This window comes from Neobacillus niacini (assembly GCF_031457145.1).
GTDB lineage: Bacteria > Bacillota > Bacilli > Bacillales > Cytobacillaceae > Neobacillus > Neobacillus niacini_J.
This window is the reverse complement of the sequence record NZ_JAVDVZ010000005.1, coordinates 169,843-185,118: the sequence shown is the minus strand read 5'-3', so window position 1 is coordinate 185,118 and position 15,276 is coordinate 169,843. Positions and strand designations below refer to the sequence as shown.

Genomic DNA, 15,276 nt, shown 5'->3' with positions numbered 1-15,276 from the left:
CTTGAATACACAAAAAAAATTCTGCGTCTACAATGTAAGATAGCTCTCCAAGACAATCGTCTTGACAATCCGGCATTTATTAAATGCTCAGACCAGCAAAGAAAGAAATGAGACTTTCTTCACTTCGGCGAACCTCCCCTTTCATGATTCCTCACAGAAGCCCATCCTTCTCAGAACCATTACTATTGAATCTCGCACCTCTACCTTCACTTCAGTATAAAAAAGTGATAGTATATTAAATTTCACTAATTATAGCATAGCAATTTTTTTCTGACAAGTCTGATTTCGTAAATTGTGTTAAAATCCAAAAGCCGATTTTAACGCGGCACAATCTATTTTTGTGCCCTGACAATCACTATGATTGAAGTTTTTTCATTAATTCCTCTGCTACTGGGGCTGGAATCCCGATTGCTTTAAACTCTTCAATCGTGGCTTCTTTCATTTTCTTAACCGAACCAAATTCTTTGAGTAATTGCTTTTTCCGCTTCTCACCTACACCTGGAATGTCATCAAGTAATGATTGAAAGGCGCTTTTTCCGCGGGTTTGACGATGAAAGGTAATCGCAAAACGGTGAACCTCATCCTGGATTCTTTGTAATAAATAGAACTCTTGGCTGTTTCTGCCAAGTGGAATAATTTCAAGCGGATTTCCAAATAGCAGCTGCGAGGTTCTGTGCTTTTCATCCTTCACCATTCCAGCTAACGGAATATCTAAGCCTAACTCATTTTCCAGTACATCCCTGACAGCCTCAACATGTCCTTTGCCGCCATCTATAAGAATTAAGTCTGGGAGCGGCAGTTCTTCCTTAAGTGCCCTCGAATACCTTCTTCTTGTTACTTCACGCATCGATTCATAATCATCCGGACCCTGGACAGATTTTATCTTATATTTCCGGTATTCTCGCTTATTTGGCTTACCATCGATAAATACCACCATGGCCGATACAGGATCTGTCCCTTGAATATTAGAGTTATCAAAGGACTCAATTCGGTGAGGAGTATAGATCCCCATAAGCTCACCAAGATTCTCAACGGCTTTTATCGTCCGTACCTCATCCTTTTCAATCAGCGAAAATTTCTCATTCAGTGCTATTTTTGCATTTTTGATAGCCATTTTTACAAGATCCTTCTTCTGACCACGCTGTGGCTTAAGTACTTTTATTTGAAGGAGTTGTTCTGTCATGTTTAAGTCAATCTCATCTTGAATAAGGACTTCCTTTGGTTTAAAATGATTGGATTTTTCATAAAATTGGCCAAGAAAGGTGAGGATTTCCTCTTCCGGCTCATTGTAAATTGGGAACATCGAAACATCACGCTCGATTAGTTTTCCTTGGCGAACGAAGAAAACCTGAACACACATCCAGCCCTTATCGACTGCATAGCCAAACACATCACGGTCTGTAAAATCTGTCATCGTGATTTTTTGCTTTTCCATAATCGTTTCAATATGGATAATCTGGTCTCGATACTCTTTAGCCCGTTCGAAATCCAATTCTTCAGAAGCGCTCATCATTTTTTCTGTTAAATCTTTTTTAATCTCATTATAGCCGCCATTGAGGAAGCGGGTAATTTCATCTGTCATTTCCTTGTATTGCTCTTCGTGTACCTCATTAATACATGGTGCCAGGCACTGCCCCAGATGGTAGTACAAACAAACCCGATCCGGCAGAGTCGAGCATTTTCGTAAGGGATAAATTCGATCAAGCAGCTTTTTTGTTTCGTTTGCTGCCATGACATTTGGATATGGACCAAAGTACTTGCCTTTATCCTTTTTAACTTTTCTCGTAATGATCAGTTTTGGGTGTCTTTCCGCCGTCAGTTTGATAAACGGATAGGTCTTATCATCCTTTAACATTACGTTATATTTTGGGTCATATTTTTTGATTAAATTTAATTCGAGCAGCAGTGCTTCAATATTGGATGAGGTGACAATATATTCAAAGTCCTCAATCTCATTGACAAGTCGAAACGTTTTTCCGTCGTGTGACCCGGTAAAATAAGACCGAACTCGATTTTTTAATATTTTTGCTTTTCCTACATAAATGATCGTACCCTGACGGTCTTTCATCAAGTAGCAACCAGGCTGATCAGGCAGCAGTGTTAATTTTTGTTTAATGTTTTCATTCATTCCAGCTGCTCCTCCCCGTCTTTATCTATCCTAAAATTTTAAAGCATATAGCTCATAAAGAAAAGCCTGATTCTTTTTCCAAAAATAAAAAACCTTAGCTAGAACTATCCTAGCTAAGGTTATCTATGCTTACGCGTGCTTTTCTAATACACTTGCTAAAGCGTCTTTTGGTTGGAAGCCGACTACTTTGTCAACTACTTCGCCATTTTTGAAAACTAATAATGTAGGGATACTCATAACGCCGTATTTAGAAGCTGTTTCTTGGTTATCATCTACATCTAATTTTACGATTTTAACTTTGTCGCCCATTTCTGAATCAATTTCCTCAAGAACGGGAGCGATCATTTTACAAGGTCCACACCATGGAGCCCAGAAATCTGCAAGTACAAGGCCAGAGCCTGTTTCAGCAGAGAAATTTGCATCTGTTACGTTTGAAATTGCCATTTTTTATTTGCCCTCCTAATGAAAACTGAACTACTAACGAAAGTATAGCATTGTTTAAATCATCATGCTAATAATCTGTCTCGCATGTAATTTTCCCTAAAATTCTTTTGATATTCTGTCATATTATATGTAATAAGGCGAGCGGTTTGACACGCTCACCCTATGTAGTATAGACATTAAGAGTGTACTTTAAGCTTTTTAAACTCTTCTGTTAAAATCGGCACCACTTCAAATAAGTCACCAACAATACCGTAATCTGCTACTTTAAAGATATTTGCTTCTGGATCTTTATTGATAGCAACGATTACCTTAGAGTTAGACATACCTGCTAAGTGCTGGATGGCTCCAGAGATTCCGCAGGCAATATAGAGGTCAGGTGTTACAACCTTACCAGTTTGACCGATTTGTAAGGAGTAGTCACAATAGTCTGCGTCACAGGCACCACGTGAAGCACCTACCGCACCACCTAATACTTTCGCAAGTTCTTTTAATGGTTCAAATCCTGCTTCACTTTTTACACCGCGTCCGCCAGAAATTACAACTTTTGCTTCACTTAAATCTACACCCTCACTTGCTTTTCTTACTACTTCTTTAATAATCGCTCGAAGGTCTTTAATTTCGACTGAAATGGAAGAGACTTCACCTGTTTTGCTTTCATCTTTTGCAAGTGGTGCAATATTATTTGGTCTTACTGTTGCGAAAATAATTCCATCCGTCACGATTTTCTTTTCAAATGCTTTACCTGAATAAATTGGTCTGGTAAAGACAACATTTCCACCTGCAACCTCAACCGCTGTTGCATCAGAAATTAAGCCTGAAGATAGCTTGGCAGCAATTCTTGGTGAAAGGTCTTTCCCTAGTGATGTATGTCCTAAAACTAGCCCTTCAGGTTTTTCTTGTTCAATCACAGCTAGTAGCGCCTGAGCAAAACCATCCGATGTATATTGACTTAACTTTTCATCCTCTACCACTACAACACGGTCAGCCCCGTATTGCACTAACTCCATTGATAAAGCGCCAACATTCTGTCCAAGTAAAACACCTACAACTTCTCCGCCTTCTGCCACTGTTTTTCCTGCAGCAATTGCTTCGAAAGTAACATTACGTAAAGAACCGTCACGTGTTTCCCCTAATACCAATACTTTTCTAGTCATCCCTTTACCTCCTGCAAATCATTTTTGTCTAAACAGCAATCTGAACCTATATGTGAAATATCGATTAAACTACTTTTGCTTCTGTATGAAGAAGGTGAACGAGTTCCTTAACCTGGTCATTTAAGTCTCCAGATAACACTTTTCCTGCTTCCTTTTTAGCTGGCAAGTAAATTTCAATCGTTTTTGTTTTTGCTTCCACATCGTCTTCTTCTAGATCAAGGTCATCTAATTCAAGTTCATCAAGCGGCTTTTTCTTTGCCTTCATAATTCCTGGTAAAGATGGATAACGAGGCTCGTTCAAACCTTGTTGAGCTGTAACCAACAACGGCAGGCTTGTTTCGATTATTTCAGAATCACCTTCCACGTCACGTGTAACGGTTACAGATGTTCCATTAATTTCAAGCTTCGTAATCGTTGTAACGTAAGGAATGTTTAACAATTCGGCCACACGTGGACCCACTTGACCAGAACCGCCGTCAATGGCTACATTTCCGCCCAAAATGAGGTCAACTTCTTTATCTTTTAAGTATTCAGCAAGAATTTTTGCTGTAGTGAATTGATCACCGTTCTCCACATCGTCTTCAGTATTAATTAACACTGCTTTATCCGCACCCATAGCAAGGGCTGTGCGTAATTGCTTTTCAGATTCTTCACTTCCAACTGAAATCACGGTTACTTCGCCGCCATTTGCATCACGGACTTGGATTGCTTCTTCAACGGCATATTCATCGTAAGGGTTGATGATAAACTCTGCACCATCCTCATTGATTTTTCCACCGGAAATTGTAATCTTTTCCTCGGTATCGAACGTTCTTTTCAAAAGTACATAAATGTTCATGGTTTCCCTCCTATAATGCAAACATTTTTTCTGTTTCAAAGATTAAGAATATTTATAGCAAAAAAATTTATTAGTAACTTCTATGTAGAAGCTATTCACCTTTAAAATGCGGTTGTCTTTTTTCAATAAAAGCCTGAATTCCTTCTTTCGCATCAGGAGAAACAAATATTTCTCCGAAAAGCTCGACTTCCTTTTTAGAGCCTTCGTAAAACTCTTCGTTTTTTGCATAATTTAATAATTGAATCGTGGCTTTTAATGAACCTGTACTTTTCTTAGCGATTTTCCCAGCCAGTTTAAGTGCTTGTTCCAATACTTCATTTTCCGGATAAGCGTGGTTCGCTAAGCCAAATTGAACCGCTTCCATTCCTGTGATTGGCTCAGACGTAAACAGCATTTCTGCGGCACGTGCAACTCCAACATATTTCGGAAGACGCTGTGTTCCGGCATATCCTGGGATTAATCCAAGCTGTAGTTCTGGAAGTCCAAGCTTGGTATTTTCACCGACTAAACGGATATGACAGGCCATTGCCAGCTCTAAGCCGCCGCCAAGTGCCGCGCCATGAATCGCAGCAATGATTGGTTTGGGGAATTTCTCCATCCGGTCAAACAAATCTTGTCCATACTTACTAAGATTTGCAAAACCTTCTGAAGAAAGGGTTGTGAATTCTTTAATATCCGCCCCCGCTGAGAAGAATCGCCCTTCCCCATGAATGACAATCACCTTAATGTCTTGATTTGGTTCCATTTCGTCAAGAACAACCGACAGTTCCCTTAATAATCCTGATGAGAGGGCATTTGCCGGTGGACGCTCGATGGTGATAGTCGCGATTCCGTCTTGATTAGACCATTTTAAATATTCCAATAGAATCCCTCCTCCTCTTGCACTAGAGCATTACTGCTTACCGCACGCCTTAACCAGCAGGTGATGAACAGGCTTGGCTAGTGCAACTAAATCATATTTCTCCTCATTCAAAACCCAGGTTGTGACAGTTTCATCCATCGTCCCGAAAATCATTTGTCTGGCAAGTCGGACGTCGAGATCGCTCGAGAACTCTCCCGATTCTTTACCTTCAATGATGATTTTATCAATCACTCGCAAGTATTCTTTAAGAACATTATTTATTCTCAAACGCAACTCTTTATTGGATTGTCTTAATTCAAGCTGAGTTACAATTGCCATGTGATGATCATCAGAGAGGTTTTTGAAATGAGCTTCTATCATCATTAATAACTTCTCCACCGCGGTCTCTTTTCCTGCTATCTTTTCATCTATTTTTTCAATAAAGCTTCCCATTTTCTCTTCAAAGAGTGAGATGAGGATGTCTTCTTTGTTTTTAAAATAAAGATAAATGGTACCATCTGCGACACCTGCCTGCTTTGCGATTTTCGAAACCTGTGCCTGATGATAGCCAACCTCTGCAATCGCAATAACCGCTGCATCAATGATTTGCATGTATTTTGGTTTATTTTTTTTCACTGTTTTCACTCCTAAATTTTTCAAAAGAAAAATATGAATGAATAATCATTCATATTTTTATAATAGATATTAGTTGGATTTCTGTCAAGAAATTCAAAGACAATTTTATATTACTTTACTCTTTCTAAAGAGACAAGCTCTATCATGCAAAAAAAAGAAGTGCAATAACTGGAGGCTTTAGGCATGTTTTTTGGTTTCTTCCTCTATTTTTCTCATTTCTTCTTCAACAAGTGTTCTTCTTAATATTTTCCCTACCGCTGTTTTTGGTAATTCTCCTCTAAATTCATATAATCGCGGGGCCTTATAGGCCGCTAAATATTTTCTAGCATATTGATTCAAATCATCAGAGGTAAGCTTTGAGCCTTCTTTTAACACCACATATGCTTTGACGGTTTCACCACGATACGGATCTGGAATACCAGCAGCTACCGCTTCCAAAACATCTGGGTGCTCATACAAAACTTCTTCTATTTCTCTTGGATATATATTATATCCTCCAGCGATAATCATATCCTTCTTTCGATCCACTACATAAAAATATCCATTATCATCCATATAGCCAAGGTCACCCGTATATAACCAGCCGTCCTTAATCGTTTCCTCCGTTGCCTCCGGACGATTCCAATAGCCCTTCATGACTTGAGGACCTTTAATGATAATTTCACCGATTTCTCCAACAGGCATTATTTCACCATCATCCATAGAGATAATTTTTACTTCTGTATTCGGCCATGGTACACCGATACTGCCTTTTATCCGAGGACGGTCCCATAAGAAATTTGCATGTGTAACAGGAGAGGATTCTGTTAATCCATATCCTTCAACAAGCTTCCCGCCTGTAATCGCCTCAAATTCCTCTTGGACCTCAATGGGCAGCGGTGCAGAGCCGCTAAGGCAGGAATCGATAGACGATAAATCATATTTTTTTAAATCAGGATGATTTAATAGACCGATATAAATGGTTGGCGCTCCAGGAAAAAGGGTAGGTCGCTGTTTTTGAATCGTTTTTAATGTGGTCAGAGCATCAAACTTCGGTAAAATGATCATCTTATAAGCTTCCATGACGGATAAAATCATAACGATTGTCATTCCATATACGTGGAAAAATGGGACAATCCCTAAAATGGACTCCTCACCTGGTTTTGCTTTGTACAGCCAAGCGGTACACATGGATGAGTTCGCCACTAAATTCCGATGTGTCAGCATAACCCCTTTCGGAAAACCGGTTGTTCCCCCTGTATATTGAAGCAGGGCAACATCCTCTTCAAAATCGAAGTCATACTCCACTAGTTTTGTAGGCTTGATTTTTACTATTTCTTTAAATAAGTGGGTATTGCCCTCATGTTTAACATTTACGACAATTCCATATTGCTTTTTCTGGATAAAGGGATAAACTAAATTTTTTGGAAATGGCAGGTAGTCTTTGATAGCGGTTACAATTATATGCTGCAAATTAGTTTGCGGCATCACCTTAGAAGCGCGAGGATAGAGGATGTCGAGTGTGATGATCGCTTTTGCTCCGGAGTCCTTCATTTGATATTCAAGTTCACGTTCAGTGTATAATGGGTTTGTTTGAACAACAATTCCACCAGCTATTAGTATTCCAAAATAACTTATGACCGCCTGCGGGGTGTTGGCAAGCATGATAGCAACTCGGTCACCTTTAGAAATCCCAATTTGTTGAAGATAGCTGGCAAATGACAATGATTCATCGTAAAGCTCTTTATAGGTCATTTCCTTGCCCATAAAATGGATGGCGATTTTTTCTGGAAAGTTTTTTGCTGCATCTACAAGATACTGCTGAACAGGCTCCTTTCGAAATTCCAGTTCTACAGGAATTTCCTCTGGGTAAGATGTTAGCCATGGTTTTGTTTCATACATAGTAACCCTCCTTTTTATACAATTGTAAAATTTCCCACTTCCTTTTCATTATAATATAGTCAGACTCTTTAAACAATTGGAATAATAGTATATGTTTACTATTCCAATAAAAAAATCATCGCTGAATGAACAGCGATGATTTTCTTATTAAAAAAACAACATGTACCCCATACCGATTAGCAAAAACAAGGCGCATAAACCAAGAAGTACTTTAGCTAATGTCTCCACTTTTTTCTCCCCTTACGATATTCCCGCACCTATCACAAAGGATAAGCCGATTGATAAAATCATAGCAATGAATCCAACCGCACGATTATCATTTTTAATTTCATCATCAATATTAAATTTAGGTGTTAAAAATTCAAAGATAAAATATCCAACCAGTAAAAGCACAAAGCCAAATACTCCCCAGCCTATCATTGTTACTAATGAATCATTTTGTTCAATGGAATAGCGGAATATGTTAGCAATCCCGAATATTTTCCCTCCGGTTGCCATAGCCACAGCAATATTACCGTTTTGGATTTCTTCCCAATTTTTATATTTTGTAACTAATTCAAAAATGGCTAAAAAGACAACCACACATAATATGACTACGCTATAATTGGCTGCACTTTGAACATACATGTTATCCCAAAACTGGTTCATTGCATAATCTCCCCGGTTATTAGTAAAGGCTATTTATCCATTTCGAAAAACAACATGAACAGCCTTATTTAAATTCAACAATGGTAACACCAGAGCCGCCCTCGCCCGCTTCTCCAAACCGAATTTTCTTTACTGAGCGGTGATTTCGTAAATATTCCTGAACACCTTGTCTTAAAGCTCCCGTGCCTTTTCCGTGAATAATAGAAACACGAGGATAGTTTGATAATAACGCATCATCGATATATTTTTCCACTCTTGAAAGAGCTGCCTCATATCTTTCTCCGCGTAAATCTAACTCCAGCTTCACATCACCGTCTCTACCTTGAACAATTGCCATCGGTCTTGTCTCTACTAGCTTCGGAGTACCGGTATATTCTAAATCCTTTTCCTTTACTTTCATTTTCAGGATGCCGATTTGCACCTGCCATTCGGTATCTGATACTTTTTCAAGTAAAGTACCCTTTTGACCAAAGGTGAGAACTTTGACTTCATCACCCGGAGTCAAGGTATGCTTCTTGGTTTTCTTGTTCATTTGTTTGGAAGATTTCTTTATTTCAGGTGTAGCAGCTTCAAGACGGCGCTTCGCATCAATTAATTCGTGCTCTTTTATATCCGCATGCTTTTCTATCCGCATTTTACGGAGGTCACGAATAACCTTTTCCGCCTCACTCTTTGCCTCATCAAGAATTTTACCTGCTTGTTCGGCCGCTTTTTCAAGCATAGAGTCCTTGTTCTCGTAGAATTCAATCATTTGCTTTTCCATATCCTGACGGAGACGCTCTGCCTGTCTTAAATAATCGCGAGCTTCTTCATGTTCAATTTCAGCCTGTCGCTTACTGTTTTCGAGCGAAGCAATCATCTTATCGATTTGATTACTATCCTCACTAACATGCGATCTCGCTGCCTGAATGACTCGATCATTTAACCCTAATCGCTTTGAAATTTCAAATGCATTGCTTCGTCCTGGAACCCCAAGGAGAAGCTTATAGGTTGGACTCAACGTTTCAACGTCAAATTCCACACTGGCATTAAGGACACCTTCACGATTATAGCCATATGCCTTTAATTCTGGATAGTGTGTAGTCGCTATTACTCTGGCACCACGATGATGAACCTCGTCAAGTATTGAAATGGCAAGCGCAGCACCTTCTTGAGGGTCAGTACCCGCACCAAGCTCATCAAATAGTACAAGAGAATTGAAATCGACTCTCTTTAAAATATCCACGATATTCACCATGTGAGAAGAAAAGGTACTTAAGCTTTGTTCTATTGACTGCTCATCTCCGATATCTGCATAGATGGCATCAAATACAGCTAACTCTGAGCCATCTAAGGCTGGAACCTGTAGACCTGCTTGCGCCATTAACGAGCATAAACCTAGTGTTTTTAAGGTAACCGTTTTTCCACCTGTGTTTGGTCCGGTTATCACAATCGTTGTATACTCTTTCCCGAGCAAAATATCGTTAGCAACGACCTCATCAATTGGAATTAATGGGTGCCTAGCTTTATAAAGTGCAATTCGCCCTTCATTATTCATGTTTGGCATACTTGCTTTTATCTTACGGCCATATCTTGCCTTGGCAAAAATAAAATCCAAATTAGCTAGAACTTCAACGATTACTTGCAGCTCCGCCTCAAATTCAGCGGTCTTTGCAGAAAGCTCCGTCAAAATTCTTTCAATTTCAAGCTGTTCTTTTACTCTTATATCCTGTAATTGATTGTTTAATTGGACAATCACTTGCGGTTCAATAAATAGCGTTTGCCCAGATGAGCTTTGGTCATGGATAATCCCGCCATAATGGCCGCGATACTCCTGTTTAACAGGAATAACAAACCGATCATTTCGAATCGTAACAATTGAATCCGATAACATCTTTGCTGCATTAGAAGAGCGAATCATACTCTCTAATTTTTCACGAACACGCGCTTCATTCGAACGCAACTGCTGCCTTAACGAGCGTAATAGAACACTTGCACTATCGAGAACTTCACCGCCCTCGTCGATGGCAAGTTTAATTGATTCCTCCAAATGTGCTAAAGGAATAATGCGATCTACATGCTCTATTAAAATCGGGATTTCAGTTCTTTCCTCTGCAATATCCTCAATAAATCTCTTCATTTGCCGGCTGGCATGAATGGTACTAGCAATCTGTACCAACTCATGGGCGCTAAGGACTCCTCCAATAACAGAGCGCTTGATATGTGCCCGAATATCATGAATTCCTGATAATGGGACATTCCCTTTTATTCGTAAAACGGTCGAGGCCTCATCTGTTTCTGCCTGAAGCCTGACGACTTCTTCAAAATCAGTCGATGGGACCAATCTCTTTAACCTATCTATTCCAAGTGATGAAGCAGCATGCTCGATGAGCTGATCCCGCACTTTGGTAAATTCCAATACTTTTAATGATCTTTCTTGCATGGAGTAACCTCCTTATTTTCGGTTATGCAAAAACTCTAATAAGTCATTCGGTTCAAGTGCATTGATAACCGATGATTTTTTTACCCAGCCCTTTTTAGCTGTGGAAACACCAACAGTCATATGGGATAACGTTTCCTTTTTATGAGCGTCAGTATTAATAAATATTTTCACGCCTGCATCCTGCGCTTTTCGTAAATATTCTGCTTTTAAGTCCAATCTATTAGGATTGGCATTAAGTTCTAAAGCTGTATTCGTTTCTTTTGCTAGGTCTATTAGCATATCAATATCAACATCATAGCCTTCCCGGCGGCCAATTTTCCTGCCAGTCGGATGGGCAATTAAATCAACATGGGCATTTCTTAATGCTGTGGTTAACCGCTCCATAATTTTTTCTTTTGGCTGCGAAAAAGCGGAGTGAATGGACGCAATAACGAAATCCATTTCCGCTAGTAAGTCGTCCTCATAATCCAATGTGCCATCTGGCAAGATGTCCATTTCAACTCCTGATAAAATTAGTATATCATCGTATTTTTCATTTAATTTTTTAATTTCTTCCTTTTGCTGTAACAACCGCTCACGTGTCAGCCCATTTGCTACTTTTAAGTATTGGGAGTGATCGGTGATCGCCATATATTTATAGCCCTTGGCACGGCAGGCATCAACCATTTCCTCAATCGAATGAGCTCCATCGCTCCAAGTGGAGTGCATGTGAAGATCGCCCTTTATATCACTAAGTTGTATTAATTCACCTTCATAAGCCGCAAAATCCTCGACTTCTTTTCCATCTTCCCGTACTTCTGGCGGAATAAATGGCAGGTCAAAATGCTTGAAAAATTCCTCTTCTGAAGTAAAAGTCAGAATTTCGCCTGTCTCCACATTTTCAACACCATACTCACTTATTTTTTCACCACGTTCCTTTGCCAGCTGTCTCATCCGGACATTATGGTCCTTGGAACCCGTAAAATGGTGGAGAGTGGTTGTGAATTCTCTTGGTTTGACGATTCGAAAATCAACTGACACTTCATACTCGAAACTAAAAACAAGTGAAACCTTTGTATCGCCAGCGCCGATAATCTCTTTTATATTTGGTAAATCAAGTAAGAACTGTTTGACCTTTTCTGGCTGTTCGCTAGAAATAATAAAGTCCAGGTCTTTAACCGTTTCGCGCACTCTTCGTAAACTCCCAGCCCGGGAATATTGATGAATCTCGGGAAGTTCAGAAAGCTTGGCTTCTATCTGTTCTGCAATAGGAAGCATGTAGGCAAGCGGCAGTCTATCTGGTCTTGAACCAACATTCGCTATGGCACTTAAGATTTTTTCTTCTGTCTTTTTTCCAAATCCTGCGAGTGCTTGCACTTTTCCTGCTTTACAGGCCTCTTCTAATGTAGTGACATCTTCAACTCCCAACTCTTTATGAAGCTTAGCAATCTTTTTTCCACCAAGACCTGGTAATTGTAATAACGGAATAAGACCTTTCGGAACTTCTTCCTTGAGCTCCTTCAACACAGATGAATTGCCCTCTTTTATGTAATCTTCAATAACAGCAGCGGTCCCTTTACCGATTCCTGATATAGATGTAAAATCTGCGATATCAGATAAACTGCGGTCATCAAATTCCAGTGCCGACGCAGCCTTACGGAAGGCAGATACCTTGAAGGGATTTTCACCTTTTAACTCCATATATACAGCAATTATTTCTAAATGACGGATTAAATCTTTTTTGTTTACCTCCATTGCTTCCACCCACCTTGCCATTATTTTAACCTTTAAAAGAAAAACTTCTCCTTAAAGAGAAGTCAATGCAGCTGAATATTCAATCCACATACTTTTTATTTGCTGCGAAAGAAATGGCGTATGATTGACAATTAAGTTTGCCATAATTGAATCATCCAATGGTTTTTGTAAAACTTCCATTGGAACAAGCGCAGCAATATATAATAAAATAAAGATAATTAAATAGACTTCTGCAAAACCTAGCATGCCGCCTGCCCACACATTTAATTGTTTAAGAATAGGCAAATGGGCAATAAAATCGAGCATTGATCCGATAATTTGCAGCAAGACTTTTACCGCGATGAAAATAATCACAAAGGCTATCGCACGGTAAAAAGCCTCCTCCATATTTCCGTTCTCACTAAATAGTTTTAAAGGAGAGGTTGTGCCAAGATTCGGATATGGTACCCATAGTGTTAATTTCGGTGCCAAATCGTCATAGTATAAATTTGCCACTATGTATGCAATAATAAAACCTATTGTATGGACTAACTGTAAAATGAATCCCCTTTTTAAACCGATAAAAAAACCAAAAATTAATAATAAAATAATTGCTAAATCTATCATGACTTATTCAGTCCTTTTCCTTTTGTAGTTCAGCTTGCAGCCGCTCTAATTGTTCCTTTATTTTAATATAATCATTGACGGCATTAACCGCGGTTAAAACAGCGAGCTTATTAACATCTAGTAATGGATTCCTAGAACCAATTTCGCGCATTTTCTTGTCAACTAATTCAGCGACATGCCGAACGTGCGTTTGAGCCTCGGTACCTAAAATAACGTATTGCTGTCCGTATATATCAACGGTTGTTCTAGTTCTTTCTGTATTTGACAAGTTACTGCCTCCATTCAATTCGAAGAAATCCCTAATTTATAATATAACACGAACGGATATATGTCGAAAAGAGAAACAGTCTAACGTAGAGTTTTTTTACTTTTTCTAGAAAATTGTCGAGGGGTGTTTTTGATTGGGAAATGTTGTGTTAAATCTAAGTTTGCCTGAAATCAATAAAATGAAAAGCTATTATGAGAGTAAATTACTAGATAAATTTCCACCCGGCAGTGTGTTTTCAGCGAAAACAGCGAGCTGCACGATAACGGCCTATAAATCAGGTAAAGTATTATTTCAGGGAAATGGCAATGAAGCGGAAGCCAGCAGGTGGGGAGAGGCAGCTGCAAAGGCCCCCGCTAAATCTAAAGCTGCTCCAAAAGGTAATCTGCCAGAAGGGTTTAGCCAATGGTCCGTCATTGGCTCTGATGAAGTCGGGACAGGTGACTTCTTTGGTCCGATCACGGTCGTTGCCGCGTATGTACGGAAAGAGGATATTCCACTCATGAAGGAATTAGGTGTCAGAGATTCAAAGGACTTAAATGATGAAAAAATCATTGCGATTGCGAAGGTCATTAAAGATGTTGTTCCATTTAGTCTAATGACCCTAAAAAATGAAAAATACAATCAGCTCCAAAAGTCAGGTATGTCCCAGGGTAAAATGAAAGCCATCCTTCATAACCAAGCGATCCTAAATGTGCTTGAAAAAATTTCTCCTGTTAAACCAGATGGAATTCTTATTGATCAATTTGTCCAAGGGAGCACTTATTTTCAACATGTAAAAAATCAAAAAGCCGTAGCGCAGGAAAATGTTTATTTTAGTACGAAGGCCGAGGGTATCCATCTAGCAGTAGCAGCAGCCTCGATCCTTGCCCGGTATGCGTTTGTTCAGTATATTGACAAGCTAAGTGAATCAGCTGGCTTTAAAATCCCAAAAGGTGCGGGTGCACAGGTTGATGAGGCGGCAGCTAGGCTAATTTTGAAAAAAGGACGAGAGGTCCTGCCGCAATTTGTGAAACTGCATTTTGCCAATACGGAAAAAGCGATTAACCTGATCAATAAAAAGAAGAACTAATTACCTTTTCTGATTTTTTTCTAATTCATGCTAAAAAAATAAAAAAGTAGACAAGTTTTCCTAGTTGTCTTGCATATGTATGAATTAGGACAAATATCTGAGAGGGGTAAGGTCATGAAATTTTTGGCAATAAAAAAAGATACCATTCTTTTCTTTTTGGCAGCGGGTGTTGTTTTCGCCGCCATTTATGGATGGTTTATGTTTAAAGAAGACAATACGATGGTATTTAATCAACAAGCAGATAGTGAAGTTCGCGAAATTGACATGATTACAGCTGAATTAAAATCGCATTCGGTTGATGGTAAACAGATGGAGACTTTTCGCTGGGATCCAGGAACGATTTTTTTAGAAAAGGGAGAGAAAGTCAATTTATATATTAGTGGTATCGGTAATGAAGATCACCCTTTTTATATTGAAGGAACAGACATTAGCGGGACAGTTAGTGAAGGTGAACAAACGTTGGTTCCACTTCAATTCGAAAAAGCTGGAACATACCGATTAATATGTGAAACGCATGCTCATCGTGACCATTCGGTCCCTATGATTGGTTATATTGTCGTTAATTAAACCAAAAGAACACCTCCACATGTTGATAAAGGTGTTCTTT

14 protein-coding genes and 1 riboswitch are annotated in these 15,276 nt (G+C 39.2%); of the genes, 2 read left to right on the top strand and 12 right to left on the bottom strand.

The window, feature by feature from the left end; genetic code table 11:
• Positions 1-32 precede the first annotated feature (32 nt).
• A riboswitch (Lysine riboswitch) is annotated at positions 33-211 on the bottom strand.
• 144 nt (positions 212-355) lie between these two features.
• From uvrC to zapA, 12 genes are all read right to left on the bottom strand, one after another.
• Complete coding sequence (gene uvrC / locus J2Y03_RS14440; RefSeq protein WP_310195276.1) at positions 356-2,128, bottom strand: excinuclease ABC subunit UvrC; 1,773 nt, start codon at positions 2,126-2,128, stop codon at positions 356-358.
• Positions 2,129-2,257: 129 nt separating this feature from the next.
• A complete protein-coding gene (gene trxA / locus J2Y03_RS14435; RefSeq protein WP_132089015.1) occupies positions 2,258-2,572 on the bottom strand; it encodes a thioredoxin in 315 nt (104 codons plus the stop codon).
• A 176-nt stretch (positions 2,573-2,748) separates the two neighbouring features.
• A complete protein-coding gene (locus J2Y03_RS14430; protein WP_310195273.1) occupies positions 2,749-3,726 on the bottom strand; it encodes an electron transfer flavoprotein subunit alpha/FixB family protein in 978 nt (325 codons plus the stop codon).
• A gap of 64 nt (positions 3,727-3,790) precedes the next feature.
• Positions 3,791-4,564 carry an electron transfer flavoprotein subunit beta/FixA family protein gene (locus J2Y03_RS14425; RefSeq protein ID WP_310195271.1) on the bottom strand — a complete coding sequence of 258 codons (774 nt, stop codon included), beginning with the start codon at positions 4,562-4,564 and terminating at the stop codon, positions 3,791-3,793.
• A 91-nt stretch (positions 4,565-4,655) separates the two neighbouring features.
• The gene (locus tag J2Y03_RS14420) at positions 4,656-5,426 is read right to left on the bottom strand and encodes an enoyl-CoA hydratase (protein ID WP_310195269.1); all 771 of its coding nucleotides are present in this window, start codon (positions 5,424-5,426) and stop codon (positions 4,656-4,658) included.
• A gap of 30 nt (positions 5,427-5,456) precedes the next feature.
• The gene (locus J2Y03_RS14415; protein WP_132089029.1) at positions 5,457-6,041 is read right to left on the bottom strand and encodes a TetR/AcrR family transcriptional regulator; all 585 of its coding nucleotides are present in this window, start codon (positions 6,039-6,041) and stop codon (positions 5,457-5,459) included.
• 177 nt (positions 6,042-6,218) lie between these two features.
• Complete coding sequence (locus tag J2Y03_RS14410) at positions 6,219-7,922, bottom strand: AMP-binding protein (RefSeq protein ID WP_310195265.1); 1,704 nt, start codon at positions 7,920-7,922, stop codon at positions 6,219-6,221.
• Positions 7,923-8,162: 240 nt separating this feature from the next.
• Entirely contained in the window at positions 8,163-8,570 is a 408-nt protein-coding gene (locus tag J2Y03_RS14405) for a DUF350 domain-containing protein (protein ID WP_310195263.1), read from the bottom strand.
• Between the two features lie 64 nt (positions 8,571-8,634).
• A complete protein-coding gene (locus tag J2Y03_RS14400) occupies positions 8,635-10,992 on the bottom strand; it encodes an endonuclease MutS2 (RefSeq protein WP_310195261.1) in 2,358 nt (785 codons plus the stop codon).
• 12 nt (positions 10,993-11,004) lie between these two features.
• Positions 11,005-12,726: a DNA polymerase/3'-5' exonuclease PolX gene (polX, locus tag J2Y03_RS14395; protein ID WP_310195511.1), complete on the bottom strand. Its 1,722-nt coding sequence runs from the start codon at positions 12,724-12,726 to the stop codon at positions 11,005-11,007.
• A 51-nt stretch (positions 12,727-12,777) separates the two neighbouring features.
• Positions 12,778-13,332 carry a CvpA family protein gene (locus tag J2Y03_RS14390; protein WP_132089046.1) on the bottom strand — a complete coding sequence of 185 codons (555 nt, stop codon included), beginning with the start codon at positions 13,330-13,332 and terminating at the stop codon, positions 12,778-12,780.
• Positions 13,333-13,339: 7 nt separating this feature from the next.
• On the bottom strand, positions 13,340-13,600 hold the full coding sequence (gene zapA, locus J2Y03_RS14385) for a cell division protein ZapA (protein ID WP_132089049.1): 261 nt from the start codon (positions 13,598-13,600) through the stop codon (positions 13,340-13,342).
• A gap of 133 nt (positions 13,601-13,733) precedes the next feature.
• Between zapA and rnhC the strand changes: the two genes are divergently transcribed.
• Positions 13,734-14,669 carry a ribonuclease HIII gene (gene rnhC / locus J2Y03_RS14380; RefSeq protein ID WP_310195259.1) on the top strand — a complete coding sequence of 312 codons (936 nt, stop codon included), beginning with the start codon at positions 13,734-13,736 and terminating at the stop codon, positions 14,667-14,669.
• 114 nt (positions 14,670-14,783) lie between these two features.
• On the top strand, positions 14,784-15,236 hold the full coding sequence (locus J2Y03_RS14375; RefSeq protein ID WP_310195256.1) for a cupredoxin domain-containing protein: 453 nt from the start codon (positions 14,784-14,786) through the stop codon (positions 15,234-15,236).
• Positions 15,237-15,276: the final 40 nt, after the last annotated feature.

Coding starts and splice junctions, on each gene's coding strand:
- J2Y03_RS14425 (WP_310195271.1), bottom strand. CDS start 4,564: ATGAACATTTATGTACTTTTGAAAAGAACGTTCGATACCGAGGAAAAG.
- J2Y03_RS14405 (WP_310195263.1), bottom strand. CDS start 8,570: ATGAACCAGTTTTGGGATAACATGTATGTTCAAAGTGCAGCCAATTAT.
- J2Y03_RS14375 (WP_310195256.1), top strand. CDS start 14,784: ATGAAATTTTTGGCAATAAAAAAAGATACCATTCTTTTCTTTTTGGCA.
- J2Y03_RS14400 (WP_310195261.1), bottom strand. CDS start 10,992: ATGCAAGAAAGATCATTAAAAGTATTGGAATTTACCAAAGTGCGGGAT.
- J2Y03_RS14410 (WP_310195265.1), bottom strand. CDS start 7,922: ATGTATGAAACAAAACCATGGCTAACATCTTACCCAGAGGAAATTCCT.
- uvrC (WP_310195276.1), bottom strand. CDS start 2,128: ATGAATGAAAACATTAAACAAAAATTAACACTGCTGCCTGATCAGCCT.
- J2Y03_RS14390 (WP_132089046.1), bottom strand. CDS start 13,332: ATGATAGATTTAGCAATTATTTTATTATTAATTTTTGGTTTTTTTATC.
- trxA (WP_132089015.1), bottom strand. CDS start 2,572: ATGGCAATTTCAAACGTAACAGATGCAAATTTCTCTGCTGAAACAGGC.
- polX (WP_310195511.1), bottom strand. CDS start 12,726: ATGGAGGTAAACAAAAAAGATTTAATCCGTCATTTAGAAATAATTGCT.
- J2Y03_RS14430 (WP_310195273.1), bottom strand. CDS start 3,726: ATGACTAGAAAAGTATTGGTATTAGGGGAAACACGTGACGGTTCTTTA.